Source organism: Mesorhizobium sp. WSM4310 (assembly GCF_007003935.1).
Lineage (GTDB): Bacteria > Pseudomonadota > Alphaproteobacteria > Rhizobiales > Rhizobiaceae > Mesorhizobium.
Window position 1 is genome coordinate 54,899 of the sequence record NZ_VFTA01000030.1, and the last position, 25,563, is coordinate 80,461.

Annotated in this window: 30 protein-coding genes and 2 pseudogenes; 13 read left to right on the forward strand and 19 right to left on the reverse strand. The window is 64.2% G+C overall.

The features are described 5' to 3' along the window. Position 1: 1 nt before the first annotated feature. From FJV80_RS26415 to hemC, 3 genes are all read right to left on the reverse strand, one after another. Positions 2-1,468, reverse strand: a complete 1,467-nt coding sequence (locus FJV80_RS26415) for a COG4223 family protein (RefSeq protein WP_142877837.1) — start codon at positions 1,466-1,468, stop codon at positions 2-4. 110 nt (positions 1,469-1,578) lie between these two features. Continuing rightward, positions 1,579-2,295 (reverse strand): uroporphyrinogen-III synthase, encoded by a 717-nt coding sequence (locus tag FJV80_RS26420; protein WP_142877838.1) that lies wholly within the window; start codon positions 2,293-2,295, stop codon positions 1,579-1,581. Positions 2,296-2,297: 2 nt separating this feature from the next. Continuing rightward, a complete protein-coding gene (gene hemC / locus FJV80_RS26425) occupies positions 2,298-3,224 on the reverse strand; it encodes a hydroxymethylbilane synthase (protein WP_142877839.1) in 927 nt (308 codons plus the stop codon). A 102-nt stretch (positions 3,225-3,326) separates the two neighbouring features. On the opposite strand from hemC, the gene tsaD reads away from it, so the two are divergent. The 7 genes from tsaD (at position 3,327) to FJV80_RS26460 (ending at position 8,139) form a co-directional block, all read left to right on the forward strand. Next, positions 3,327-4,412, forward strand: a complete 1,086-nt coding sequence (tsaD, locus tag FJV80_RS26430) for a tRNA (adenosine(37)-N6)-threonylcarbamoyltransferase complex transferase subunit TsaD (protein ID WP_179296525.1) — start codon at positions 3,327-3,329, stop codon at positions 4,410-4,412. Beyond that, entirely contained in the window at positions 4,409-5,440 is a 1,032-nt protein-coding gene (locus tag FJV80_RS26435) for an NAD(P)H-dependent glycerol-3-phosphate dehydrogenase (protein ID WP_142877840.1), read from the forward strand. Before tsaD ends, FJV80_RS26435 begins: the two co-directional genes overlap by 4 nt. A gap of 40 nt (positions 5,441-5,480) precedes the next feature. Next, the gene (locus FJV80_RS26440) at positions 5,481-5,777 is read left to right on the forward strand and encodes a YciI-like protein (protein WP_095774752.1); all 297 of its coding nucleotides are present in this window, start codon (positions 5,481-5,483) and stop codon (positions 5,775-5,777) included. 38 nt (positions 5,778-5,815) lie between these two features. Then, positions 5,816-6,241 carry an EVE domain-containing protein gene (locus tag FJV80_RS26445; RefSeq protein ID WP_095774753.1) on the forward strand — a complete coding sequence of 142 codons (426 nt, stop codon included), beginning with the start codon at positions 5,816-5,818 and terminating at the stop codon, positions 6,239-6,241. Next, positions 6,196-6,894, forward strand: a complete 699-nt coding sequence (locus FJV80_RS26450; protein ID WP_185975270.1) for a methyltransferase — start codon at positions 6,196-6,198, stop codon at positions 6,892-6,894. Before FJV80_RS26445 ends, FJV80_RS26450 begins: the two co-directional genes overlap by 46 nt. 69 nt (positions 6,895-6,963) lie before the next feature. Then, positions 6,964-7,380 (forward strand): DUF1761 domain-containing protein, encoded by a 417-nt coding sequence (locus FJV80_RS26455; RefSeq protein ID WP_095774755.1) that lies wholly within the window; start codon positions 6,964-6,966, stop codon positions 7,378-7,380. A gap of 15 nt (positions 7,381-7,395) precedes the next feature. Continuing rightward, entirely contained in the window at positions 7,396-8,139 is a 744-nt protein-coding gene (locus tag FJV80_RS26460) for a glycosyltransferase family 25 protein (protein ID WP_142877841.1), read from the forward strand. 24 nt (positions 8,140-8,163) lie between these two features. Here the strand turns inward: FJV80_RS26460 and gcvA are convergent, their stop codons facing one another. Continuing rightward, positions 8,164-9,096 carry a transcriptional regulator GcvA gene (gene gcvA, locus FJV80_RS26465; RefSeq protein ID WP_095774757.1) on the reverse strand — a complete coding sequence of 311 codons (933 nt, stop codon included), beginning with the start codon at positions 9,094-9,096 and terminating at the stop codon, positions 8,164-8,166. Positions 9,097-9,226: 130 nt separating this feature from the next. Between gcvA and FJV80_RS26470 the strand changes: the two genes are divergently transcribed. Continuing rightward, positions 9,227-9,469 carry a hypothetical protein gene (locus FJV80_RS26470; RefSeq protein ID WP_142877842.1) on the forward strand — a complete coding sequence of 81 codons (243 nt, stop codon included), beginning with the start codon at positions 9,227-9,229 and terminating at the stop codon, positions 9,467-9,469. 77 nt (positions 9,470-9,546) lie between these two features. Here FJV80_RS26470 and FJV80_RS26475 read toward each other — a convergent pair whose 3' ends face one another. Then, positions 9,547-10,083, reverse strand: coding sequence for a L,D-transpeptidase (locus FJV80_RS26475; protein ID WP_185973428.1), 537 nt, complete (start codon positions 10,081-10,083; stop codon positions 9,547-9,549). Positions 10,084-10,227: 144 nt separating this feature from the next. Here FJV80_RS26475 and FJV80_RS26480 point away from each other — a divergent pair, with 144 nt between their 5' ends. Continuing rightward, a complete protein-coding gene (locus FJV80_RS26480) occupies positions 10,228-10,911 on the forward strand; it encodes a response regulator transcription factor (RefSeq protein WP_010912284.1) in 684 nt (227 codons plus the stop codon). A 122-nt stretch (positions 10,912-11,033) separates the two neighbouring features. Then, positions 11,034-11,492, forward strand: a complete 459-nt coding sequence (locus tag FJV80_RS26485) for a cyclic nucleotide-binding domain-containing protein (RefSeq protein ID WP_142877844.1) — start codon at positions 11,034-11,036, stop codon at positions 11,490-11,492. A 53-nt stretch (positions 11,493-11,545) separates the two neighbouring features. Here FJV80_RS26485 and FJV80_RS26490 read toward each other — a convergent pair whose 3' ends face one another. From FJV80_RS26490 to FJV80_RS26500, 3 genes are all read right to left on the reverse strand, one after another. Further along, complete coding sequence (locus FJV80_RS26490) at positions 11,546-12,352, reverse strand: exodeoxyribonuclease III (protein WP_095774761.1); 807 nt, start codon at positions 12,350-12,352, stop codon at positions 11,546-11,548. Positions 12,353-12,769: 417 nt separating this feature from the next. Then, on the reverse strand, positions 12,770-13,450 hold the full coding sequence (locus tag FJV80_RS26495; RefSeq protein ID WP_095774762.1) for an outer membrane lipoprotein carrier protein LolA: 681 nt from the start codon (positions 13,448-13,450) through the stop codon (positions 12,770-12,772). A 134-nt stretch (positions 13,451-13,584) separates the two neighbouring features. Continuing rightward, the gene (locus FJV80_RS26500; protein WP_142877845.1) at positions 13,585-16,236 is read right to left on the reverse strand and encodes a DNA translocase FtsK; all 2,652 of its coding nucleotides are present in this window, start codon (positions 16,234-16,236) and stop codon (positions 13,585-13,587) included. A gap of 196 nt (positions 16,237-16,432) precedes the next feature. On the opposite strand from FJV80_RS26500, the gene FJV80_RS26505 reads away from it, so the two are divergent. Next, a complete protein-coding gene (locus tag FJV80_RS26505; protein WP_142877846.1) occupies positions 16,433-16,804 on the forward strand; it encodes a hypothetical protein in 372 nt (123 codons plus the stop codon). Positions 16,805-16,942: 138 nt separating this feature from the next. Here the strand turns inward: FJV80_RS26505 and FJV80_RS26510 are convergent, their stop codons facing one another. The 4 genes from FJV80_RS26510 to tesB form a co-directional block, all read right to left on the reverse strand. Continuing rightward, positions 16,943-17,218, reverse strand: coding sequence for a hypothetical protein (locus FJV80_RS26510; RefSeq protein ID WP_095774765.1), 276 nt, complete (start codon positions 17,216-17,218; stop codon positions 16,943-16,945). Between the two features lie 322 nt (positions 17,219-17,540). Then, positions 17,541-18,902 carry an ammonium transporter gene (locus FJV80_RS26515; protein ID WP_095774766.1) on the reverse strand — a complete coding sequence of 454 codons (1,362 nt, stop codon included), beginning with the start codon at positions 18,900-18,902 and terminating at the stop codon, positions 17,541-17,543. A 31-nt stretch (positions 18,903-18,933) separates the two neighbouring features. After that, the gene (locus FJV80_RS26520) at positions 18,934-19,272 is read right to left on the reverse strand and encodes a P-II family nitrogen regulator (RefSeq protein WP_013528889.1); all 339 of its coding nucleotides are present in this window, start codon (positions 19,270-19,272) and stop codon (positions 18,934-18,936) included. 321 nt (positions 19,273-19,593) lie between these two features. After that, positions 19,594-20,454, reverse strand: coding sequence for an acyl-CoA thioesterase II (gene tesB / locus FJV80_RS26525; RefSeq protein ID WP_095774767.1), 861 nt, complete (start codon positions 20,452-20,454; stop codon positions 19,594-19,596). Between the two features lie 99 nt (positions 20,455-20,553). Between tesB and FJV80_RS26530 the strand changes: the two genes are divergently transcribed. Then, complete coding sequence (locus FJV80_RS26530) at positions 20,554-21,813, forward strand: ubiquinone biosynthesis hydroxylase (protein WP_095774875.1); 1,260 nt, start codon at positions 20,554-20,556, stop codon at positions 21,811-21,813. On the opposite strand, the gene FJV80_RS35280 is transcribed toward FJV80_RS26530, so the two are convergent. The 5 genes and pseudogenes from FJV80_RS35280 to FJV80_RS26550 all read right to left on the reverse strand — a co-directional run bounded on the left by FJV80_RS35280 (position 21,810) and on the right by FJV80_RS26550 (position 23,649). Beyond that, on the reverse strand, positions 21,810-21,962 hold the full coding sequence (locus FJV80_RS35280; RefSeq protein WP_246689060.1) for a hypothetical protein: 153 nt from the start codon (positions 21,960-21,962) through the stop codon (positions 21,810-21,812). The two genes, FJV80_RS26530 and FJV80_RS35280, sit on opposite strands and share 4 nt — an antisense overlap. A 73-nt stretch (positions 21,963-22,035) precedes the next feature. Beyond that, a pseudogene (locus FJV80_RS35745) lies at positions 22,036-22,209 on the reverse strand (GFA family protein); the annotation flags it as partial. Between the two features lie 174 nt (positions 22,210-22,383). Further along, positions 22,384-22,911, reverse strand: coding sequence for a hypothetical protein (locus FJV80_RS26540; RefSeq protein ID WP_095774769.1), 528 nt, complete (start codon positions 22,909-22,911; stop codon positions 22,384-22,386). A 160-nt stretch (positions 22,912-23,071) separates the two neighbouring features. Next, complete coding sequence (locus tag FJV80_RS26545) at positions 23,072-23,428, reverse strand: YciI family protein (RefSeq protein WP_095774876.1); 357 nt, start codon at positions 23,426-23,428, stop codon at positions 23,072-23,074. An 11-nt stretch (positions 23,429-23,439) separates the two neighbouring features. Next, positions 23,440-23,649 (reverse strand): hypothetical protein, encoded by a 210-nt coding sequence (locus FJV80_RS26550; RefSeq protein ID WP_142877847.1) that lies wholly within the window; start codon positions 23,647-23,649, stop codon positions 23,440-23,442. Positions 23,650-23,883: 234 nt separating this feature from the next. Here FJV80_RS26550 and FJV80_RS26555 point away from each other — a divergent pair, with 234 nt between their 5' ends. After that, positions 23,884-24,309 (forward strand): OsmC family protein, encoded by a 426-nt coding sequence (locus FJV80_RS26555; RefSeq protein ID WP_010912297.1) that lies wholly within the window; start codon positions 23,884-23,886, stop codon positions 24,307-24,309. 113 nt (positions 24,310-24,422) lie between these two features. Here the strand turns inward: FJV80_RS26555 and FJV80_RS26560 are convergent, their stop codons facing one another. Together FJV80_RS26560 and FJV80_RS26565 are read right to left on the reverse strand one after the other, a co-directional pair. Then, positions 24,423-25,052 carry a YceH family protein gene (locus FJV80_RS26560; protein ID WP_095774771.1) on the reverse strand — a complete coding sequence of 210 codons (630 nt, stop codon included), beginning with the start codon at positions 25,050-25,052 and terminating at the stop codon, positions 24,423-24,425. A 160-nt stretch (positions 25,053-25,212) separates the two neighbouring features. Further along, positions 25,213-25,563, reverse strand: a pseudogene (locus tag FJV80_RS26565) (LTA synthase family protein); the annotation flags it as partial.

Here is a 25,563-nt window from a genome sequence, read left to right on the forward strand (position 1 = left end):
CTCATGCCTTCATCGCGCCGGAGATCAGTGCGTCGACCTGGGTTTCGACCTCGATGCGCGCCTTCAGTTTGCCGGCAAAGTCGGCGCCGGCGGCCTTCACGGCCTCAGGCAGCGAATTGTACTCGCCGAGCGCCTTGGCATAGTCGCCCTGCGTGACGGCGACTTCCATGCGCGCCACGGTTTCCGGCGCGCCGGGACCCTCGACGGCGCCGATCGGCCGCACATTGACCAGCGATTCGGCGCTCGCCATCAGGTTCTGCAGGAAGCCGGCATTCTGGTCGACCGGCGTGGCGGCGGCGACCATGGCATTGGCGGCGGCATCCATCTGCGCGGCGATCTCGGTGCGGGTGGGCACGCCTTTTTCGGCATAGGGCCGCAAGGTCGCGAGCTCAGGCGCGTTGGGCGAAATCGCCGCGAGCGTATCGAGTTCAGCCGAGAACGGCGCACCGCGTTCGAGCGCCGACTTCAAGGCCGACGCGGCAATGGCGAGCGCGATCTTCGGCTGTCCTGCCGCCGCCTCGACCTTGCCGGAAAGCTGCGACACCGACTGTTCCAGCGCGGCGAGCCGGCTGTCCTGGGCCTTCGCCGCTTCGCCTGTCGATTTCACCAGCGCGTCGAGACCGGCGAGTTTTTCGTTGAGCGGGCCGAGATCGACCGGCACCGCGCTGCCGGCCTTGCCGAGGGCGGCGACCGCGGTTTCGATCTGCTTGACCTTGTCGCCAAGGGCTGCAAGCCCGGCATTGTCGCCCGCGCCGCCTTGTTCGACCGCCGATTTCAGCGCCGCGACATCGGCTTTTACCTGCTCCAGTCCCGAGGAAAGTCCGACCACCTTGGCCGCTGCGTCGTTGTTGCCGCCGCCGTCCTTCAACCCGGCAATCTCGGTTTTCAGCGAAGCGATCTCACCATTGACGCCGTCGAGCGAGACGCCGGCGCCGGAACCCGGCGCGCCAAGCAGGCCGGCAAATTGCAGGCCGCCGGCGCCGGCGAGCGCGATGACGCCACCGATAATCCCGGCAGCGATGCCGTTCAGGCCGCCACGCTTTGCCGCGGCCGGCGCCATCTTTTCGTCCCGCGTCTGGGTTTTTGCCTTGCCGTCGTCGGTGCGCTTCGCCGACGCATCCTCGAAATTGTAGTCGGAGGCGGCAGTGCGGTCGGCTGGCGCATCCGAACCGGGATAGGGCATCTCCGGCTCAACAGCCTTGGCCTCCGCGGTCGGCTCGGTTCCGGCCTGCCCCACGCCGTCGGCATGCTCCCAGGGTTCGAGATCGGTCTGGTCGGCATGCACCGGCTCTTCGGGAGCCTCCGGCTGCGAGGCATTGGCGGCTTCTTCAGCCTTCGCCTCGTCTGTCTCGGCCGCTGCCTTGGCGGCACCCTCCTCGACGATGCGGGAAACGGCACCGGGCTCGAGATCGATGGTCACCGGCTCGCGGCGGCTTTTCGAGTGTCGCATCTTCGGCGTCTTGACCATGCCTGGGCTCCGCAAAATTCGCTTCGTCTCAGCGCCTGCCGGCGCGTGATGGTTCAGAAAGGGTCTAGCACATCACCAAGCGGTGAAAAGGGGCGGTGTGATGACGCGGCTCAGGGCAGCACCCGCAAAAGCGCCAGCAGCGCCTCCTCATCGGGCTGTGCGGCAACGCGGATCGCTTTGCCGGCGCCATCGTCGAAAACGTCGGCGATGCGTGCGGAGAGCACGATAAACCGCGTTTTTTGAAAGGCCTCTTGCAGAGCTCGCCGCTTGGTCAAGGCCTGCATCGCGGCGGCCGCCTTGGCCGAATAGAGCAGCACCGCATCGACCGGCTGGCCGGACAGCAGCGCAAGGATGGTCTCGTCGGAATACGGCACCGGGAGCGTGTCATACGTCTCCACGGCGCGGAGCCGGACTCCAGCCGCCTCCAGCCGTTGTTCAAACACGGGAAACCGCACGCGTCCGCAGAGATAGGTGACTGTCTTGCCGGGAAAAGCCGCCGCCATTGCGTCGGCCAGCGCCTCGGCATCGCCTGAGCCTTCAATGATGGAAGAAAACCCCATCTTGCGCGCCGCTTCGGCGGTCCTGGCGCCGACGGCATGGCAAGGCAGGGCAGCAAGCGCCGCGATGACCTCGTTCGGGGCATGGCGCACGGCATTGGCGCTGGTAACGGCAACCGCGACGGCATCGCCGGTGACGAGCCCCGCATCGACAGGCAGAGCCACTGTTTCGGTCAGCGGCAGAACGACCGGCTGGAATCCCGTGTCCTGAAGCCGCCGCGCCGTGCGCGATGCGCCCGGTTCCGGTCTGGTCACCAGGACGCGAAGCATCTTCAGAGCCAGCCGTCGAAGAACTTTTCGCCGGCCCTGGCCCGCACCGTCCGCGCGGCCTCATCGCCGATGCGCGCGGCATCCTGCGCCGGTCCCTGCAATTCGACCGTATGCGACTGCGTGCCGTCGGGTGAGATGATCAGGCCGGCGAAAGAAAGATTTCCGGCCTCGATCGTCGCATGGCCGGCGATCGGCGTGCGGCAGGAGCCGTCGAGCGCCGCCAGGAAGGCGCGTTCGCAAGCCAGCGCCTGCCCCGTCGGCACATCATGGATGGCGACCAGCATTTTTTCGACAGCGCGATCGTCGATGCGCGCCTCGATGCCGATCGCGCCCTGGCCGGGTGCGGGCGGAAAAATGTCGAGCGGCATCAAGTCGGTGGCGACATGTTCCAGCCCCAGCCGCTTCAGCCCGGCATAGGCGAGGATGGTGCCGGCGGCGATCCCTTCGTCGAGCTTGCGCAGTCGCGTCTGCACATTGCCGCGGAACATCACCACCTCGAGATCCGGCCGCATGCGGCGGATCAGCGCCTGCCGCCTGAGCGACGACGAGCCGACCTTGGCGCCGCGCGGCAGCTCGGCGATGGTCTTTGCCGCCCTACCGACAAAGGCGTCGCGCGCGTCCTCACGCGGCAGGAATGCGCTGAGCTCCAGACCGTCCGGCAATCGTGTCGGCATGTCTTTCGACGAATGCACGGCGATGTCGATCGCACCGGCGAGCAGCGCCTCCTCGATTTCCTTGGTGAACAGGCCCTTGCCGCCGGCTTCCGACAGCGGCCGGTCCTGGATGCGGTCGCCGCTGGTCGAGATGATGACGACCTCGAAGGCTTCCGCCGGCAGGCCATGCGCGGCCATCAGCCGCGCCTGTGTTTCATGCGCCTGGGCCAGCGCCAGCGGGCTGCCGCGTGTTCCGATTTTCAAGATTGTTTGCATGGCGCGCGGTCCGTGATAACCCCCCGGCTGGCTTTGCGTTTCCGGCATTCTCCCTAAAGGGGAAAGCCTGGCTGCACAATCTCTTGGGATAGCGACGAATTGATCCGCGTTCTGGGCATTGAGACGAGTTGCGACGAGACCGCCGCCAGCGTCGTGGCGCTGGAGGGCGATGCCGCGCCGAAAATCCTGTCCAACATCGTGCTATCCCAGATCGAGGAGCATGCCGCCTTCGGCGGTGTCGTACCCGAGATCGCCGCCCGCGCCCATGTCGAGGCGCTGGACGGCATCGTCGAGGCCGCCCTGGCCGATTCGGGCACGACCCTAGCCGATATCGATGCCATCGCCGCCACCGCCGGCCCCGGCCTGGTCGGCGGCCTGATCGTCGGGCTGATGACGGCCAAGGCGATAGCCGCCGCTGCCGGCAAGCCGCTGATCGCCGTCAACCACCTCGAAGGCCACGCCTTGACGGCGCGGCTGACAGACGGGCTCGAATTCCCCTATCTGCTGCTGCTGGTCTCCGGCGGCCACACGCAAATCCTGGCGGTGCGCGGCGTCGGCGACTATCAGCGCTGGGCCACCACCATCGACGACGCGCTCGGCGAAGCGTTCGACAAGACCGCCAAGATGCTCGGCCTGCCCTATCCCGGCGGACCGAATGTCGAGACGGCGGCTCTATCGGGTGACGCCTCGCGCTTTGCCTTCCCCCGTCCGATGAAGGGTTCGGCGCAGCCCGACTTCTCCTTCTCGGGCCTGAAGACCGCCGTGCGCCAGGCGGCGACCGCGATCGAGCCGCTAAGCGACCAGGACGTCGCCGACATCTGCGCCTCGTTCCAGGCGGCGGTCGCCGATGCGCTGGCTGACCGCGTTTCGCGCGCGCTGGCGCGATTCGGCCAGACATTTCCCGGCACGAAAAACCCGGCGCTGGTGGTTGCCGGCGGCGTCGCCGCCAACCGCACCATCAAGGCAACGCTGGAACGGCTGTGCGCCGAGGCCGGGTTCACCTTCGTCGCGCCGCCGCTGAAACTGTGCACCGACAATGCCGCGATGATCGCCTGGGCCGGCATCGAACGGCTGCGCGAAGGCATGGCGCAGGAGAACGGCTTCGATTTCGTGCCGCGCTCGCGCTGGCCGCTGGACAGCATCTCGGCGCCGATGGTCGGTTCCGGCCGGCGCGGAGCCAAGGCATGACGGGTGAAACGGTGAGCGGCCAAGACGTCGGCAATCCCAATAAAGGCGGCTGGCGGGTCGCCGTGCTGGGCGGCGGCGCCTGGGGCACGGCGCTGGCGCTGGCCATGCTGCGCGCCGGCCATAAGGTGCGGCTGTTCGCGCGCGATCCGCAAACCGTGGCCGCGATCGGCCAAGGCCAGAATCCACGCTATCTGCCCGGCATCGCCATTGCGCCCGGCATCGAAGCGACAACAGACATTGCGGCGGCGCTCTCGGGGGCCCATTGCGTGCTGGCGGTAACGCCGGCGCAGTCGCTGCGGGCGACGCTGGCGGCCGCGAAAGACCATATGCCGGGCGGCATCCCGCTTGTGCTCTGCGCCAAGGGCATCGAGCGCGACACCGGCGCCTTGCTGTCGGCAATTGTCGAGGAAATCCTGCCGCGAAATCCGGTCGCCGCGCTGTCGGGCCCGAGCTTCGCCACCGATGTTGCCCGCGGCCTGCCGACAGCGGTCGTGGTCGCCGCCCGCGACGAGGCGCTGGCGGCTGACCTTGCCGCCCGCTTTTCCGCCGAAAACCTGCGCTGCTATTCGAGCGACGACCTGATCGGCGTCGAGATCGGCGGCGCCTTGAAGAATGTCTTTGCCATCGCCGCGGGCGCCATCACCGGCGCCGGGCTTGGCGCCAGCGCCCAGGCCGCCATGGTGACGCGCGGCTTCGTCGAACTGCGCCGCATCGGTGCCGCCTTCGGCGCCAGGCCCGAGACCTTGATGGGGCTTTCCGGCCTTGGCGACCTGCTGCTGACCTGCTCGTCGGCGCAATCGCGCAACTTCGCCTACGGGCTGGCGCTCGGGCAAGGCAAGGCGCTTGCCGGACTGGCGCTGGCCGAGGGCGTGCCGACGGCGGCGATCGCCGCCCGCATCGCCACCGAGCGCGGCATCGACGCGCCGATCATAACCGCCGTGGCGGCCATACTGGACGGCACCATCACCATCGGCCAGGCGGTGACGGCCCTGATGACCCGGCCGCTGAAGACCGAAACCAACGATTGATCCCCACGACTCTGATCCAGAAGAACCCAGGAGAAAGACCATGCTGTTCGCTTTGATTTGCAAGGACAAGCCCGCGAGCCTGCAGGTGCGCCTCGACACGCGGCCCGAGCATGTCGCTTTTCTCGAAGGGCTGAATGCGGACAAGAGACTGGCCTTCGCCGGTCCGTTCCTCGATGCCGACGGCAAGCCCAATGGCAGTCTCGTGGTCGTCGAGGCGCCGGATCTGGCCGCGGCGCAGGCCTTGTCGGCCGCCGACCCCTATGCCAAGGCGGGCCTGTTCGAAAGCGTCGAAATTCGCCAGTGGAACTGGACGTTCAACAAGCCGGCGGCTAGTTAATTCCGGTTGCCCGCACCTCGATCGCACGGAGGAGAAACATGAACTACTGGCTGTTCAAATCCGAACCCTCGGTCTTCTCCTTCGAGGCGTTGAAGGCCAAGGGCAAGGCCGGCACGCAATGGGACGGCGTGCGCAACTACGCCGCCCGCAACAACATGAAGGCCATGCAGATCGGCGATCTCGGCTTCTTCTACCATTCCAATGAGGGGCTCAACATCGTCGGCATCGCCGAAGTCTGCGCGCTGGCCCACCCCGACACCACTTCGGATGATCCGCGCTGGGAATGCGTGGACATCCGCGCGGTTCGCGATGTGCCGACGCCGCCGACGCTGGAACAGGTGAAAGCCAATCCGAAGCTCGCCGAAATGGCGCTGGTGCGGCTCGGCCGGCTTTCCGTGCAGCCGGTGACCCCGGCCGAATGGAAGGAAGTCTGCCGCATGGGCGGCCTGACGCCCGCTCCGTGACGGCGCTCACCCCGCACAGCGCGAAGCAATTCATCCTCGACAACACGGCGCTGATGGCGCCGCCGCATGTGCCCGAGATTCTGCTGCGTCTCGCCGATGAAGCGCACGATCTGTGGCAGCGCACCGAAGACGAGCTGGTCGAGATCGGCCTGCCGCCGCCCTTCTGGGCCTTTGCCTGGGCCGGCGGGCAGGGCCTTGCCCGCTATGTCCTGGACAATCCCGACACGGTGCGAGGCAAGCGCGTGCTCGACTTCGCCTCAGGCTCCGGCCTTGTCGCCATCGCCGCCGCCAAGGCGGACGCTGCCGCAGTTATCGCAGCCGACATCGACCCGTTTTGCGCCACGGCGATCCGCCTCAACAGCGAGGCCAATGGCGTCGGGATCGGCTTCCTCGGCACGGATTGCATCGGCACCGACGCGGGCTGGGACGTGGTGCTGGCCGGCGACGTTTTCTACGACAAATCCTTCGCCGACCGCCTGATGCCGTGGTTCGCGACACTCAAGGCGCGCGGAGCCGAGATCTTCGTCGGCGATCCCGGCCGGTCGTATCTGCCGAAATCGGGGCTGGAGCCGCTTGCGGTCTATGAGGTGGAGGTCACGCGGGCGCTGGAGGATTCCCTGGTCAAGCGCACCACCGTCTGGCGCTTTGCTTGACGCCATCGCCGAAGCGCCTGATACAGAATGCATGCATGTCGCATGGCCTGCATCTGGAGGGGGAAGCTCATGGATTTTTCAGCAGTGAACTGGCTGGCGGTCATTGCCGCCGCCGTCTTGGCCTGGCTGTTCGGCGCCGCCTGGTACATGGCGTTGAGCAAGCCGTGGCTGAAGGCCGCCAAGCTCGATCCGGCGACGATGAAGAAATCGCCCCTGCCTTTCGTCATCAGCTTCGTCGCCGAACTGGTCATGGCCTACATCATGGCCCTGATCGTCGCCGCGATGACGGGCGGTGAACCGACATTGCTCGCCGGACTTGTCTTCGGCTTCGTGCTTTGGCTGGGGTTCATCGCCACGACGCTGTCGGTCAACCATCGCTACGAAAATTTCGGCTGGGACCTGACCCTCATCGACGGTGGTCACTGGCTGGGCGTCCTGTTGATCGTCGGCGCGGTGATCGGCTGGTTCGGCGCCGCGGCAAGCTAAGGCGGCGCGTTGACGATGGCGGACGAGTCCGGCTTTCCACGCGACCAGGTGTTCAGCCGGATCTGCCACGTCAAGCAGGGCTATGACGACCGGCGCCGGCACATTGTCCGCGAATTCGAGCGGTGCGGCGTGCCGGTCTATTTTTACACGGACTGGGACCAGGCAGACATCACGCCGGAAATCCGAAACGAGCTGGTCGCGCCAGCCCTTACCCATCCGGCGACCGTCTCGCTGGCGCTGAAGCATGTCGGCATCTGGCGCGACTTCCTCGAGACCGACCTTCCCTATTGCCTCGTGTTCGAGGACGACGTCTTCCTCGCCCGCGACTTCGTCGCCAAGTTCCGGCAGGGGCTTTCCGAACTCGGCAGCCCCAGCCGCAAGGCCGTCATCTATCTCGGCAATGGCAGCAACTACTACACGCCGGGCTGGAAATTGCGGAAGGGCCAGAAGCTTTATCCGGCACTGCATGCCAGATGCACCGATTCCTACCTTATTACCCGCCCGGTTGCCGAGGCCCGTTGCGCCTGGATCGCGCAAAACAAGATATCGACGGCGATCGATCACCAGATTGAGCAGATGGACGAGAGGCTCGGGGTTGAAATGCTTTGGTTCGAACGGCCCATTGTCGAACAGGGCAGCGAAAACGGGGCGTTTCAGACGTCCATTTCGGCGAAAAGATACCCGCGTCTTTACAAAAGCGTGAAATGGAACTGGAAGAAGTACACGCGCATGATCTTCGGCCATAGCGCCCGGTCGTGACCGAAGGACGGGCCCGGCAGCGGCCTACACCTTCTCCGTGCCGTGCGTCTTTGCCGCTTCCTCCAGCAGCCACTCACGAAACGCCGCGATGCGGGCGTCGTCCTTCACGGCTTCCGGATAAACCAGGAAATAGGCGAAGTCCGGCGCGACCTTGATGCCGAGCTCGAAGGGGCGCACGAGGCGCCCTTGCGACAGGTCGTTGGCGACCATGGCGAAGTCGGCCAGCGCCACGGCATTGCCGTCGAGGGCCGCCTGCGTGGCATCGGTCGAGGAGCCGAAGACGAGGGTGCGGCTGTCGTCGAAATCGTCGACGCCGGCCGCCTGCATCCACATGCTCCAGTTCGGCCAGGTGACACCTTGCCGCGACCAATCGATATGCGCGAGCGTGTGCTGGAAGAGATCGCGCGGTTCGTTGAGCGGCGGCCCGGAAGCCAGCAGCGCCGGGCTGCACACCGGGATGATGATGTTGTCGAACAGCCGGTGCGCGCAAAGCCCGGCATATCTGCCGGTGCCGAACCGGATGCCGATATCGACGTCGTCGCGCTCGAAGTCCCTGACATCGTAGGAGATGTCGAAACGCAACTCGATGCCTGGCCGCTGGCGGCGGAAATCGTCGATGCGCCGCATCAGCCATTTCGTCGCGAATTGGGCGTCGAGCGTCACTTTCAAGAGCGACGTGCCGCGCGTCATCTTGCGGGCGCGCGACACCGCCCGGTTGAGCAGGTCGAGCGCATCGATCGATGCTTCGTGAAGCACGTTTCCCGCTTCCGTCAGCCGCATGGTGCGGCTGGTGCGCGTGAACAGCACCAGGTCGAGTTGATCCTCGATTTCCTTGACCTGGTGGCTGACCGCGGCCGGCGTCAGCCCAAGCTCGTCGGCGGCGCGGGTGAAATTGAGGTGACGCGCCGCCGCCTCGAAGGTCCTCAGCGCGCGCGTTCCGGGCAGGAGGCGAGACATCTGATCTCCAAATAAAACTTGATAATCTGAAAAGAACTACTCGTTTCCCGTTTGTTTTTCAATCCGGCATGATCTCGACATCGAGATACCTTCAAACCGGATTTGATATCCGGAGAAACCGGATAAAGCCATGACCGACATCGCTCTGAAGTCCCACACCACCCAGAAATCATCTCTCCCGCAGTGGCTGCGCGCCACGTTCGACTGGCTGCGCCAGGCCAACGTCGCCGCCAGGCTTCCCTTGGAATCGGTCGACGACCTCTCCGACCGTGAACTGCGCGATATCGGCGGCGAACGCCGCGACATTGCCAGGGCGATGGACCGTGAGCTTCGCGAAATCGGACTGCTGGGCACGGGTTGGCAGAAGCGATAGAAAAGGGATTGGGCAGTAGGCGGCAGGGAATAGGCGTAGAAAGAGATGCCTACTGCCTACTGCCTACTGCCCATTCCCTACCGCACCACCCTCACCATCGTCCTATCCGACAGCAGCGGCAGCAGCCGGGCCATCGTGCGCGCGGTCACCGCCACGCAACCTTGCGTCGGCGTGAAATCTGGCCGCGCCAGGTGAAAGAAGATGGCGCTGCCGCGCCCGCGGCGGCGCGGCGCGATGTTCCAGTCGAGCACCAGGCAGGCGTCGTAGAGCCGGTCGTCGCGCCGCATGCGCTCGTGGCTGGCGCCATAGGGGATCTTGACCGGCCTGTTGTAGTTGCGGTCGTCTGATACCTCGCACCAGCCGAGATCGGGCCCGATCGGCGTCATCGCCAGCCGCGTCCGGCGGCCACCGGCAAACTCATCTCCCCGGAAATAACCCGACAGGATCCGCATCGAGCCGAGCGGCGTGGCGCCATCGCCCTCGCGCTTGTCGGCCGAGATGCCGCCACGCCCCAGCGCGCAGGCAAACACTGTTTTCCCGGCCTGCAGCAGGCCTTGGCTGGGGTGGCCGGGCCTTGCCCGCACGGTCAGCACACGCAGCCGTTTCGGCAAAATTGCGCCGGCTGCATTGCGATCGCGTTTTTTCTTGTATGATCGTGCCACGGAACAAATCACTGTGATCGGCTGTTGTGTCGGCCAGCTTCCGCATAAATACGCAGCGGTCAACTGAATTTCATTTTCAAAACAACGGATTGATCCATGACTTCACGCACCATCCTAATCGTCGACGACGACGACGACCTGCGCGGCACACTGGTCGAGCAACTCGCCCTCTACGAGGAATTCGACGTGTTGCAGGAAGCGACTGCGGCAAAAGGCGTCACGGCGGCACGCGGCGGCCTCATCGACTTGCTCATCATGGATGTCGGCCTGCCCGACATGGACGGCCGCGAGGCCGTCAAAATCCTGCGCAAGGGCGGCTACAAGGCGCCCATCATCATGCTGACCGGCCACGACACCGATTCGGACACGATTCTGGGTCTCGAGGCCGGCGCCAACGACTATGTGACGAAGCCGTTCCGCTTCGCGGTGCTGCTGGCGCGCATCCGTGCCCAGCTGCGCCAGCACGAGCAGAGCGAGGACGCGACCTTCTCGGTCGGCCCCTACACTTTCAAACCCAGCCAGAAGCTGCTCATCGACCCGCGTGGCGGCAAGGTGCGGCTGACGGAGAAGGAAGCCTCGATCATCAAATATCTCTACCGCGCCGACCAGAAGGTGGTGACGCGCGACGTGCTGCTGGAGGAAGTCTGGGGCTACAATTCCGGCGTCACCACGCACACGCTGGAAACCCATGTCTACCGGCTGCGCCAGAAGATCGAGCGCGATCCTTCCAATGCGGAAATTCTTGTGACAGAAAGCGGTGGCTACAAGCTGGTTCCTTAAACATTTCATTATCCAATAGGCGGTCTGGGCGGGACCGCTTTCGGGTGCGATCCTGTTGGAGGGGATTAAGGATCGACTCGTGAAGGAGGGATTGGACTGACCGTTCGGGGACGCAGCTAGAGATGGCGTTGGATCACGACATCCGCATCCTGTCCGCCGTGAGGCTCTTCCAGGGTTTCACGCAGGAACAGCTGCGCCTGCTCGCCTTCGGCGCCGAGACCACCCTGCTGCAGGCCAACCACAAGCTCTACCGCGAGGACGACGAGGCGGATACGGCCTATGTCGTGGTCAGCGGACGCATCGTGCTCTATCGCGAGCAGAGTGGCGAACGCATCCCGATCGGCACCGCCGGCCCCGGCACCATGCTCAGCGAACTGGCGTTGATCGCCGACACCAACCGGCTGACCAGCGCGTCGGCCGAAATCGACTCGGAAGTGATCCGGCTCAGCCGCAAGATGTTCCGCCGCATCCTGGAGGAATATCCGGAAGTGGCGGTGAAGCTGCACCAGCGCATCTCCGAGGAATTCCAGGACATGATCCGCCGCATCGAGGAACTGGCGCCACGGTTTTCGGGGAGGTGAGAGCGATCGTCGGTTGCAGCCAGGAACTACATTAGGCGGGAGCTTCGGCACACCTAATCCAGGTTGAACCGCGCGATAACCGGCACATGGTCCGACGGCCGCTCCCAGCCGCGCGCCGCCCGCAGGATTTCGTAGCCGGCGAAATCAGGCACCAGATTGGGCGACGACCAGACATGGTCGAGCCGCCGGCCCCGGTTCGATGCTTCCCAGTCCTGCGCGCGATAGCTCCACCAGGTGTAGAGCTTCTGGTCGAATGGCACGTTGTGCCGCATCAGGTCGACCCAATTGCCGGCGAGCCGCATCGCCTCGAAGTTTTCGGTCTCGACCGGCGTATGGCTGACCACATTGAGCAATTGCTTGTGCGACCAAACGTCGTGCTCGAGTGGCGCGATGTTGAGGTCGCCGACCAGCACCGAGGCGGACACCTCTGTATGCTCGGCGCGAATGGCGTTCATCTCGGCGACAAAGTCGAGCTTGTGCTTGAATTTCCTGTTGATTTCGGGATCGGGCTCGTCGCCGCCCGCCGGAACGTAGAAATTGTGCAGCAGGATCGTCTTGCCGCCGGCGCGCACCGACACCGACAGATGCCGGCTGTCCTCGATCTCGCAGAAGCGGCGCTTTTCGACCACCGCGATCGGCCGCCGCGCCACCGTGGCGACGCCGTGATAGCCCTTCTGGCCATGAAAGGCGATGTGCTGGTAGCCGAGCCTGCGGAATGCCTTTTCCGGGAACAGCTCGTCCGGAACCTTGGTCTCCTGCAGACACAGCACATCGGGCGCGTATTCATCGAGCAGGCGCTCGACGATCGGCATGCGCAGGCGCACGGAGTTGATGTTCCAGGTGGCGATGGAAAAGGGCATTTGGCAATCCGGACAGCGTGCAGCCAGCCAGGATCGATCGGCCCTGACAGGGAAGACGCCTTTTGAGGGAGTCGGTCCGGAAACTGCCAGCCGGGCGCCGCAAACACAAGCCGGGCTTGCTGCGAACCCTTCGGGGTCGGTCAAAGCCCCCGAACTTCGTCATCCCTGGCCGAAGCAGGCGCGCAGCGCCGTCGCGGAGACCCTGGGATTCATTCCGTGAGGTCTGTCGAACAAGACGACGGGGCAGAATGAACGCTGTAGCGACCGTTCCCACCCCGCCTGGCACCGCCTCGACGCTCTTGCGTAACGGCATGTATCCCTTGGGCTGCGGAGCACAGCTCCAGGGGTCTGCGCCGCGTCGCTTCGCTCCTTGCTCCGCCCTAGGATGGCGAAGCAAGGAGGCTAACAAGTCAGCGATTAGCGCGTCTTCGTATTCAGCTCGCGGTTCGCCGTATAGTCGATGGCAAAGGTGTCGGGCGCGAAGCTGACGCCTTCCTTGGTGTTGAAGATCATCACCGTCGTGTCCTTGCCTTGCGCGTCGGTGATCGTCCACTGGCGCAGATCATAGGTTTTCGGATCGAACATCATGGTGATGCGCGCATTGCCGAACACCGACTTGTCGGAAAGCTGGATGGTGGTGAGGTCGTCTTCTTCCTTGACGCTTTTGACGCGGTCGCCGGAGAGGTCGATCCGGTCATCGAGCAGCAGCTTCAGCGGCGTCTTCGACAACGGATAAAGGTCCGATGTGTTCATCTTCTTGTTGAGGATGACCACCGACTTGCCGTCGGAAATCACCTTGAAATTCGACGCCCCGTCATAGTTGAAGCGGATTTTGCCCGGCCGCTCGAGGAAGAATTTGCCGCCGGTCTGCTCGCCCTTGGGGCCGAACTGCACGAATTCGCCGCTCATCGATTTGACCGAGGAGAAATGGTCGGCGATCTTCTGCGCGGCGGCCGGCACGGCCGCCTGCGCCGAGGCCAGAAGCTCGAACCCGGGCACCACGTTGAAGGCGGCTGCACCGGCAGCGACAAGGCCGAGGCCGAGGAGCTGGCGGCGGGTCGGGGCAAAATCGCTGAGCTTGGAAAGATCGTTTTTCATGTCGGTCACTCTCGTGGTGATTCCTGTATCTGTCGCTGTCCTGAACCCCCAGTTGGGCTGAAGTTTGGCGGGCCGAACGCTGCTTAGTTGCTGAACGCGCCAGAGGGTTCAAGGTTGCCGTGAACGCCCCGCCATCAGAACTTGTCGTCCTCGGTCGGCACCAGGATTTCGCGTTTTCCCGCGTGGTTTGCCGGGCCGACAATGCCTTCTTTTTCCATCTTCTCGATGATCGAGGCGGCGCGGTTGTAACCGATGCCGAGCCGGCGCTGGATGTAGCTGGTCGATGCCTTGCCGTCGCGCAGCACCACGGCCACCGCCTGGTCGTAGGGGTCGTCGGAATCCTCGAAATTGCCACCGCCGCCGGAGCCGCCGCCCTTGCCAGACGGTTCGTCGTCATCCTCGTCGTCATCCTCGGTGATGGCGTCGAGATATTCGGGCACACCCTGCAGCTTCAGGTGTCCGACGATCTTTTCGACCTCGTCGTCGGAGACGAAGGGACCGTGCACGCGCTGGATGCGGCCGCCGCCGGCCATGTAGAGCATGTCGCCCATGCCGAGCAGCTGCTCGGCGCCCTGCTCGCCCAGAATGGTGCGGCTGTCGATCTTCGACGTCACCTGGAAGGAGATGCGGGTCGGGAAGTTGGCCTTGATGGTGCCGGTGATGACGTCGACGGACGGACGCTGCGTCGCCATGATGACATGGATGCCGGCGGCACGCGCCATCTGCGCCAGGCGCTGCACTGCGCCCTCGATGTCCTTGCCGGCGACCATCATCAGGTCGGCCATTTCGTCGATGATGACGACGATATAGGGCATCGGCTCGAGATCGAGGTCCTCGGTCTCGTAGATCGCCTCGCCGGTCTGGCGGTCGAAGCCGGTCTGCACGGTGCGCGAGATTTTTTCGCCCTTTTTCTCCGCCAGCTGGACGCGTGCGTTGAAACCGTCGATGTTGCGCACGCCGACCTTGGACATCTTGCGGTAGCGGTCCTCCATCTCGCGCACGGTCCATTTCAGCGCCACCACCGCCTTCTTCGGATCGGTGACGACCGGCGTGAGCAGATGCGGGATGCCGTCATAGACGGAGAGTTCCAGCATCTTCGGATCGATCATGATCAGCCGGCATTCCTGCGGCGTCAGCCGGTAGAGCAGCGACAGGATCATGGTGTTGATGGCGACCGACTTGCCCGAGCCGGTGGTGCCGGCGACCAGCACGTGCGGCATCTTGGCGATGTCGACAATGACGGCCTCGCCATTGATGGTCTTGCCCAGCGCCAGCGCCAGCTTTGCCTTGGTCGTCTCGAAATCGCGGCTGGCCATGATCTCGCGCAGATACACCGTCTCGCGCTTGGCGTTCGGCAGTTCGATGCCGATGGCGTTGCGGCCGGGCACCACGGCGACGCGGCAGGCGATCGCGCTCATCGAGCGGGCGATGTCGTCGGAAAGGCCGATGACCCGCGACGACTTGATGCCGGGCGCCGGTTCCAGCTCATAGAGGGTGACGACGGGACCCGGGCGCACGGCGATGATCTCGCCCTTGACGCCGAAATCCTCCAGCACGCCTTCAAGCAGCCGCGCATTCTGTTCCAGCGCGTCCTTGGAGAGACTTGGGTCGCGCGCGACGTTCTTCGGTTCGGACAGGAAATGCAGCGACGGCATTTCGAACCTGTCCGAGCCGATCAGTGAGGTCTGCGCCTCGCGCTGGACGCGCGCGCCCGGCGCCGGGCGCGGCGCCGGCGCCTCGACGCGGGTGGCGGCATCCGAACGGAACTGCTGCACCTTGGCCGTTGGCGCCGCCCGGCGCTGGGTGACGGGCTCCTCGTCGAAATCCATGTCGTCGCGGTCGAAGATGTCGTCATCGTCCGGATCGACGGATACGCTGCGGTCATTGACCATGGCGGCGAAGAATTCCGGCTCGACGCGGGCGCGGCCGTCCGGGCTCATCCGTTGCTCGGCGAATTCGGCCGATTCGACACGCTCGGCGGCGCGCCGCCAGGCGCTGGGGCGCGGCTCCATCTCCGGCTCGTATTCGTCGCGTTCCTGCCTGCGGCGCACCGCGCGGCGATGCATCCACGCGCGCAGCGACAGCCACCAATGGGTGATGGCGCCGAGCGCCAATATGCCCTCGTCGCCCTCATCCTCTTCATTGTCGAACAGAAGATCGTCCTCGCGCGGGTCCGCGGTCGCCGGCTCTTCCATCACGGCGAAGCCGTTCTTGCGCCCGATCAGCGCCGAGCCATAGGCGAACAGCCAGAGTGCCGGCCCGGCCAGCAGCACGGCGAACACGCTGGCGATCAGCCCGGTCGGGTAGCCGCCGATCAGCATGCCGGGAATCTTGAGCACCATGTCGCCGAACACGCCGCCGAGGCCGGTGGGCAGCGGCCAGGTCTTGGGCGGAACGATGCAGCCGGCGATCGCGGCGGCAAGCAGCGCGAAGCCGAACCAGAACAAACCGCGCTTGGGCAGTCTGTCGACGCCGCGCGCCGAAAACAGCAGATACCCCCAGATGACGGCGGGAACCAGCGCGGCAACCGCGGCAAGGCCGAAGAACTGCATGGCGAGATCGGAGAAAACCGCACCGGCATAGCCCATGGCGTTGGTGACGGTGTTGTTGGTGGCGTGCGAGAAGCTTGGATCGGCAACGTTCCAGGTGGCGAGGCTGGCAACCCCGAAGGCTACAGCCGCAAACATGCCGGCGCCGACCAGCCGGCCGACCTGGCGCCGTGCGAAAGCCTGGATGCCGTGCCCCGTATCGGTCATCGCGAGCGGTGCTGAAGCCCCTGAACGCATGCTCTTCCCCGTCAGTGATTGCCTGGCCAGAGCGCATGACGCACTCCGGCAGATTCGGATGCCAGACTATCGGTGGGAAGGTTAAGGGCGCATTAACTATAAGAAGTTGAGATCATCAAACCCCGTCACTTCAGGTTGAAGCGGTAGCGGACGGAGCGTGCAACGTTGCCGTGCGACCACCAAAATGGATAGAGGCATGCAATCCATCGTCCTGCGCGTGGCAGCTCTGGCCTGGGCAGGGCTTAGTCTCCTGCTTGTTGTGCTCTGGTTTGTCGAGCTCGGGATGGTGGGCTTCCCGGATGGTCACGTGTCGCCCTTTGCCAGAACGACGGGCCCACTCCTGCACGTGCTCGCCTCCGCCTGCCTGATACAGGGCCTGTATTTTCTGTGCAGGGGCCTCTTCGGCAAGGGATTTGGGCTGCTGGGTCTCGGCCTGCAAATTCTGATGGCGGCCATGCTGACGGTGGCGCCGACGTTGATTGTCCGCAATTGCCCCCATTCCCAGGCCTGCAGCAGCGCCTATGAGGCGCTGACAAACACCATGATGGACGATGGGATCGGCGGATAAACGCCGTCACCGGAAGGCCTCGGGAACGCCTGCGGTCTCCGCCAAAGTGCACTTGCAAACGAAGCGATGGCGGGCACGTAGACCCGCCATCGTTTCGCTCGGCAACAAAAAGATCGGCCTCTGCCCGATCCCGCGCGATCACTTGTGACCGGCATACATCATTAGGTTGGCACAGAATTCGGCGTGAGGCTTGCTCATCGCTGCGTCCTGGCACTCCTTCATCATCTGGTCCTGCTTGTCCTTGGCCGTCGAGGCCCAGGCTGCTTTGAAATCCGCCTCGGGCTTCATGGTCTTCATGCTGGAATCGGTGAAGAACGGTGCCATGTTGTCCGGTTCATCCAGAGCACCGGCAAATGCCATGCCACCGACCATGGAAAGAGCGAGCGCTCCAAGGCAGATATTCTTGAGGTTCATGAGAAAGTTCCTCCCTGTTTTTTGCACGAGCGTCAGAACGACGATCGCCCCCACAGTTCGGAACCAATGCGGTCGATGTTTCTTCCCAAAGGTCCATCACGCGAACGTGATTGCGCGAACCGGGGTATAGCTAGAACATTTTACCAAAAAAAGAGGCCCGGAAACAATCCGGGCCTCAAGGCGTGAGCTCCTTGCGGGAGCGTCACGACGGGATCTCTGGAGCAGCTCCGGGAAAGCCGGATTGCGGTTTTCCCTGGAATTGCGTGAGGGACAACGGGGCCGGCGGGAGGAGGATCCGCCGGCCCCATTGGCGAGGCTGGCCTTACGGCACCACTTCGCCATGCTGGGAGATGTCGAGGCCTTCGACCTCTTCCTGGGTCGTCGGACGCAGGCCGACCAGCGCCTTGACGATGTAGAGGATTACGAAGGTGGCGATCGCCGTCCACAGGATGGTGAAGACGATGCCGTAGAGCTGCTTGCCGATGGAAGCGTCTTTGCCGAGCGCATTGATCGCCGGATCGGCGAGCACGCCGGTCAGCAACGCACCGACCACGCCGCCGACGCCATGGACGCCGAAGGCATCGAGCGAGTCGTCATAGCCGAACATGTGCTTCACCTTGACCGCCGAGATGTAGCAGATCACGCCGGCGACGATGCCGACGATGAAGGCGCCGGTCGGGTTGACGAAGCCGGAAGCCGGCGTCACCGCGACGAGACCGGCGACGGCACCCGAGATGATGCCGAGCACCGAGGGCTTCTTGGCGACGATCCATTCGGCGAACATCCAGGCGAGAGCCGCCGCGGCGGTGGCGACCTGGGTGTTGAGCATGGCGGCACCGGCAAGGCCGTCGGCCGCCAGTTCCGAACCGGCGTTGAAGCCGAACCAGCCGACCCACAGCAGCGAGGCGCCGATCACCGAGTAGACCAGGTTGTGCGGCGCCATGTTGGTGGTGCCGTAGCCTTCGCGCTTACCCAGGACCAGCGCGCAGACCAGGCCCGCGACACCGGCGTTGATGTGGACGACCGTGCCGCCGGCGAAGTCGAGCACGCCGGCCGCGCCAAGGAAGCCGCCGCCCCAGACCCAATGCGCGATCGGCGCATAGACGACCAGCAGCCACAGCGCCATGAAGATCAGCAGCGCCGAGAACTTCATGCGCTCGGCGAAGGCACCGGCGATGAGGGCAGGCGTGATGATGGCGAAGGTCATCTGGAACATCGAGAAGACGAATTCAGGAATGTTCGCGACCCCCGGCAGCCACAGCGTCGAGACGGTGATGCCGTGATGGAAGAATCTCGAGAAGCCGCCGATGTAGCTGTTCATGCTGGCGGATTCATTGGTGGTGAAGGCCAGCGAATAGCCGAACATGAACCACAGCACCGTGACCAGGCAGGTGATGGCGAAGCTCTGCATGATGGTGGCGAGCACGTTCTTCTTGCGCACCATGCCGCCGTAGAACAGCGCCAGGCCCGGGATGGTCATCATCAGCACCAGGGCCGTCGAGGTCAGCATCCAGGCGGTGTTGCCGGTGTCGAGCACCGGAGTGGGCGCGGCAGCAGGCGCGGCGGCGGCAGCGGCCGGAGCGGCTTCCTGCGCAAAGGCGGCGACGCTGCCCAATGCTGCCAGGGCAAGCGAGCCCAGAAGGGCCGCCCGTCCCGTCGTCTTCAAGGTGGAAGAAATATTCATTGAACTCTCCATTGGAATACGTGTTCGCCGCTCAGAGCGCGTCGGTGTCTGTTTCGCCGGTGCGGATGCGCACCGCCTGATCGATGCCGAAAACGAAAATCTTGCCGTCGCCGATCTGGCCGGTCTTGGCCGCTGCAGTGATGGCTTCGACGGCCTTGTCGACCATGTCGGCACTGACAGCGACCTCGATCTTGATCTTCGGCAGGAAACTGACCGCGTATTCCGCTCCGCGATAGATTTCCGTATGTCCCTTCTGACGCCCGTAGCCTTTGACTTCGGTGACGGTCAGGCCCTGGATGCCGACGGCGGTAAGCGCTTCGCGTACCTCGTCCAGCTTGAACGGCTTGATGATTGCCATCACGATTTTCATAAGGTTTCACCCTTTGCTGTTGCGGTCCCCCGCGTTTGCACGACTTCACCGATCCCAAAGAGCCGGAGAGTGCCCACAAGGATTCAAGCTCCGTGCCAAGTGCCGAAGCAGGGTGTTAACCTGTTGTAAACAAAGGGAATGAGGTGATTGGAGGCAGCAGGTGCCAATGCCCGCGGCACATCACATGCTCAAAAAATATGCAATTTTTGGAAATTGCCTAATTTGCCGGCTTTGAGCATGATCCCGAAAAGCCGAGCCGGGTTTTCTCGGACAACGGTTTTCGTTTGTCCGGTGATCCTGCTCAAACAAGACTCGCAATGCTCAACGCTTGAGCCGGATCAACCCTTCCTGGGCCATCGAGGCGATCAGCGTGCCGTCGCGCGCATAGAGCGTGCCGCGGCTGAAGCCGCGCGATCCCGAACTCGACGGGCTGTCCTGGGCATAGAGCAGCCAGCCGTCGAGCGGATGCGGCCGGTGGAACCACATCGAATGGTCGAGACTCGCCGCCTGGATGTCGGGATCGAACAGGCCGCGCCCATGCGCGAAGGTCGAGGTGTCCAGCAGCGTCATGTCGGAGAGATAGGCCAGCAGCACCGATTGCAGCGCGCGGTCGTCGGGAACCGGGCCGGCAAGGCGGATCCAGACATTCTGCCGGGGCGGCAGCTTGTCGCGGCTTTCATAGTGCTGGAGATTGACCGGCCTGAGCTCCAGCGGCCGCTCGCGCGCCCAGAAGCGGCGCACCGCCTCCGGCACGCGTTCGGCTCTTTCGAGCAGCTGGCGCTGCGTCAGCAGCCCTTCCGGCGGCGGCACGTCGTCGGGCAGCGCGAACTGGTGCTCCAGCCCCTTCTCGTCGACCTGGAACGAGGCTTCCAGCGAAAAGATCGCCTGTCCGTGCTGGATCGCCAGCACGCGTCGGGTGGTGAAGGAGCCGCCGTCGCGGATGCGGTCGACCTCGTAGACGATCGGCACCCTGATGTCGCCCGGCCGCATGAAATAGCCGTGCAGCGAATGCACGAAGCGGTCCGGTTCCACCGTCCGCTGCGCCGCAACCAGCGCCTGGGCGATGGTCTGGCCGCCGAACACGCGCTGCCACTCCACCTGGGGGCTGCGACCACGATACAGATTGTGTTCCAGCCTCTCGAGGTCGAGAATGCTCAGAAGCTCGTCGATCGCCGCCGTCATGTTTTGTGACCTCGCCGCAAAGTTGCTATGGCGGTTTCCGACAGGAAGAACGAGCCGTCAAGGGCGCGGGCCAGGGCCGGCGCGCAAGGAGCCAAGGCAATGGAACGCAAGGCGGACGCCAAGACCAGATCCGGGCTCGATGTTCTCGTCGCCGGCGCGGGCTATGTCGGCCTGGCCACCGCCGTCTCGCTGAAGCAGGCGCGACCGCATCTGGCCGTGGCGCTGGTCGATGCCGCGCCCGCCGGCGCCTGGCAGCGCGACGGCCGCGCCTCGGCCATTGCCGCTGCCGCCTGCCGCATGCTCGACCAGCTCGGCGTCTGGGCCGAGATCGCGCCGCAGGCGCAGGCGATCACCGAGATGATCATCACCGATTCGCGCAGCGCCGATCCGGTGCGCCCGGTGTTCCTGACCTTTGGCGGCGAAGTGGCGCCGGGCGAGCCCTTCGCGCATATGGTCGCCAACAAGTCGCTGAACGGCGCCTTGCGCGCCAGGGCCGAAACGCTCGGCATCGACATCATCGAAGGTGTCGCCGTGCAGGGTTTCGAGACCAATGGCGCCGGCATCACCGTGCATCTGGCCGACGGCGCCGCGCTGACCGCACGGTTGCTGGTCGCCGCCGACGGCGTCAATTCGAAGCTGCGCGACATGGCCGGCATCAAGACGGTGAAGTGGGACTATGGCCAGTCCGGCATCGTCTGCACCGTGGCGCATGAACGACCGCACAATGGCCGTGCCGAAGAGCACTTCTTGCCGGCCGGCCCCTTCGCCACGCTGCCGCTGAAACCCGATGAGGACGGCACCAACCGCTCGTCGATCGTCTGGGTCGAACGCGCGCAAGATGCCAAAGCGCTGGTGGAAGGCGACGATCTCGTCTTCGAGCATGAGCTCGAACAGCGTTTCGGCCTGAAGCTCGGCGAGATCCGCGTCGCCGACAAGCCGCGCGCCTGGCCGCTCGGTCTCACCATCGCGCGCGCCTTCGTCGCTCCGCGCGTGGCCCTTGCCGGCGACGCCGCCCACGGTATCCATCCGATCGCCGGCCAGGGCCTCAATCTCGGCTTCAAGGATGTGGCAGCGCTTGCCGAGGTAATCGTCGAGGCCGACCGGCTCGGCCAGGACATCGGCGCACTCGACGTGCTCGAACGCTACCAGCAATGGCGCCGTTTCGACACGGTGCAGATGGGCGTCACGACGGATGTGCTGAACCGGCTGTTTTCCAACGACATCACCCCGCTGCGCACCGTCCGCGACATCGGCCTCGGCCTCGTCGAGCGCATGCCGCGCCTGAAGGAGTTTTTCATCCGGCAGGCGTCGGGATTGTCCGCGGACACGCCGCGGCTGCTGAAAGGCGAGGCGATCTAGCCTTTCCTATAGTCAGGCCCAAAACGCGTGGGCAGGCCGTCGGCGAGTTTCAACCAGGGGAGCTTCTCCTCAAAAGCGACATGCAGCGTTGGTGCAAATTTTTCCGGCTCCTCCATCGCCGCGGCAAAGAAATGCATGACGCCGGACATGTTCTTTGAGCGGAAAAGACAGTGGCGAGCCACAGTGATCGCAAAATGTTCTTTCCACACCGGGAGAAGAATTGAATACCTTCGGTGGCTTGCCCAGCCATCGCCATTGGTCGTCCAAGACGCCAATATAGGTGGTCATCGGCGCAGAACATTGCCGCCGACAACTTTCACAATGACAGCTCACGCATGCTTGTGCCGGACCATCGACCTCGAAAGCAATGGCGCCACATAAACAATGACCACGCATACGAATTCTCCTTGAGCCAATCGACGGACCGATAAATTATGCCGGTCGTAGCGAGGGGGCCGCCATGAAATGCGCAGAGCGGGAACCCAATTCCGACATTCGAAGCAAGCGATTGTGTTCGCGTGCGCGAGGCGTTGCCTCAAGGCTGCATTCGCTACGCCCTGGCTGCACAGCCTAGTTCACTTCAAAACCCAGCTTCTGCCGCAGCCGCAGCATGCGCTGGTCGGCGATCTCGAGGCGCTTCTCGCCGCCCTGGGCGGCGCGGTTGACCATCTGCAGCAGATCGTTGCGCTCGGCGACGTCGAGACGCTCGCGCAGGAACGGCGCCAGCTTGTCGATGACGACGGTGGTGTCGTCGATCTGTGAGGCCGCCCATTTGGCGTAGATCACCGCCTCGTCGGTCTTCTTCTTGTCGGCGATCTCGGAGATCACCGCCCGGATGACGGCCTCGCGCTGCGGCAGGATGGGCCCATTCTCGGAGACGATCGATGCAATCAGCGTCGCTGCGGCCACCACCGGATCGTCGATCGCCGTCAGCGGCGACAGGGCCGCCTGCTTGCGCAGCTTCTTGCGCCTGATATTGCCTTGCACGCGCCCGACGACATCGGCGACCTCGCGCGCGGCATCGTTCATGGCCTTCATCCGGTACCACCAGAACGCAGCCGCACCCAGCACGCCAAGGACAGCAATCAGGAAAGGCATGTCGAAATCCCCCGGAAATCCGAGGGACGATAGGAGAACTGACGCGCTGCTTCAACACGCGCGGGTTGCTTGTGGCGAAGAAAATTCAATTTGCGGCTGGTGAAGCTTAGGCGAATAACAAGCCTGGCCCACGGGCCTTGCCGTCGAAGCCGGACGCCATCTATGACCCCGGCACGTTGTAGATCGCACGCACCTCGATGGTGCCGATCTCGGCCAGCGGGATCTCGCCGGCGATTTCCAGCGCCTCGTCGAGATCCTTCGCCTCGATCATGACGAAACCGAGCAACTGCTCCTTGGTTTCGGCGAACGGGCCGTCGGTGACCAGCCGCTTGCCCTGGCGCCTGCGAACGGTTTTCGAGGTTTTCACCGGTTGCAGCGCTTGCGCGATGATCAGCATCCCGCGTTGGTCCAATGACCGGTCATGGGCCAGCGAATCGGCGTCGAGCTTGGCCAACCGCTCTGTCGTCATGGCGTGGAGATCTTTCTCCTCACCGTAAACCAGGCAAACATATTGCATGTCCATCTCCCTTATCGCGACGAATCATAGGATGAGGCGATCAGGCTGTCAGCCGGGCCTTTGGCCGCCGCATGATCGAGAAAGCACACCCCGACTCCGATGATGGCGACCGCCGCCAGCAGCCGGCCGAAGCCGGGCGCCGGCAGATCGAGCCAGAAGTCTTCCTGTCGCTCAGGCGCGTGGCCTGGGCTCTTCCACAGTGTGAAAAACAGATTGTCCATGTGAACCTCCATCAGGCCACAAATCCCATGGCCGCCCACAGGACGGCCGGGTCGCATGGAAGTCGACATTTTTGCGCGGATATTTTTTCCGAAGGCAAATGCGCCGTCATCGTGCGTGGTCCAAACAGCGCGGTGGTGTTCGCGCCCACCCGCGCTATAGTTGAGCGGACGCGGGGGCTCACCCGGGCCAAGTTCACGACAACCCCCGAGTTCACGACAACCAAGGAGGACTTCATGGACCGCACCGCAACCGCCGTCTGGAAAGGCAATCTGAAAGAAGGCAAGGGCACGCTCGACAGCCAGAGCGGGACGCTCAAGGGCACACCCTATTCGTTCAAGGCGCGCTTCGAGGATGAAAGCGGCAAATCCGGCACCAACCCGGAAGAGCTGATCGCGGCCGCGCATGCCGGCTGCTACGCCATGCAGCTTTCGCACTTCCTGGCCGAGAACGGCACGCCCGCCGCCGAACTCGACGCCAAGGCGGTGGTGACGCTGGTTCCAGGCACCGGCATCACCGGCAGCGCGATCACGCTGGTCGGCAAGGTGCCCGGCATCGATGCGGCGAAATTCAAGGAATTGGCCGAGAAGGCCAAGGCCGAATGCCCGGTCTCCAAGGCGCTTGGCGCGATCAAGGTCTCGCTCGACGCCAGGCTTGGCTGAGAAAACGGACCAGCGCCGAGGTCGGAGCTGCCAATCTCCCCCCTTGAGGGGGAGATGTGCGGCAGGACAGAGGGGGCGCTGTTCCGCCAACATCCATAATGATTGCCAGTTGCCTAGGCGCCCAGCGCGTCAAGCCGGGCGCGCAATGCGGCGACTTCCTGTTCCAGTGCTTCCAGCCTCGCTTCCAGGTCGGAGTGAGGCATGGCCGGCGCACTGCGTTGCGCCGATAAAGCCGCAACGTCCACCGGGCCGGCGAGAAGATGCACGTAGCGGTCCTCGCGCTGGCCTGGCCCGCGCGGGATTTCCTGCACCAGCGGCGGCCGGCGGCCGATCAGCATGTCGAGTTCACCGCGCAGATCTTCGATGGATGAAAACCGCGCCATGCGCTCGGCTCGAGCCAACAGTTCATGCGCCGTCTGCGCCCCGCGCAGCAGGAGCAGGCCGATCAAGGCGGTCTGCGGCGTGGTCAGCGAGAAGCGTTGCGCCATCTGATGCTCGTAGCGCTCGACGCGCGAGCCGAACATCTGTCGCACCAACCCCTTCTGCTCGAGCAGCTTCAGCGCCCGGTGCACCTCCGTCTGTTCCAGCGCCATGACCGGGTCGCGCGCCGTCTTCTGGTTGGCGGCGGCAAGGGCCGCGTTGAGCGTCAGCGGATAGACATCCGGCGTCAGCTCCTTCTTCTCGATCAAGCAGCCGAGCACGCGCGCTTCGATGGGGGAGAGGATGGGAAGGTCTTCGCTCATGGATTGGTAATTTTCTACCGATTCTTCGACAGCATGATTTTGACAGACATCCGAGCGGCGCGACAGAGCAGAACTCTTGATCTCGGCGATCGCCTTGACCGGGTTGAGGCCGTTGGGCAGGCAGGCGCTATCTGGCATCGAACACATGCACGGGCGCGCATTAACGCGGCTCAGCCTCGGACGCCACGGCGGTCCGTGTAGATTTCAACTGCCAGAATGACCTGACGAGCACATCCTCGGCATAGATGGCGTCATCGAACTGATCCTGTCCAAGTGCCTGACCCAGCGTCGGTCGATCCCCAAGCAGCGAAACGCCAAGGCCAGCCTGGTCATTCGAGAGCGGCACACCCAGCGCGTCGAGGATAGTGGGAAATATGTCAATCGTGCCCGAAAGTCCGGCATATGTTTTGGACGGGATGCCATCCCCCGACACGGAGAAAAAGTTGCGTCTTTCATACTTGTTCAGGCGGTCCGTCACCGCGCTTGGCGCACTGAGATGGTCGCTTTGCAG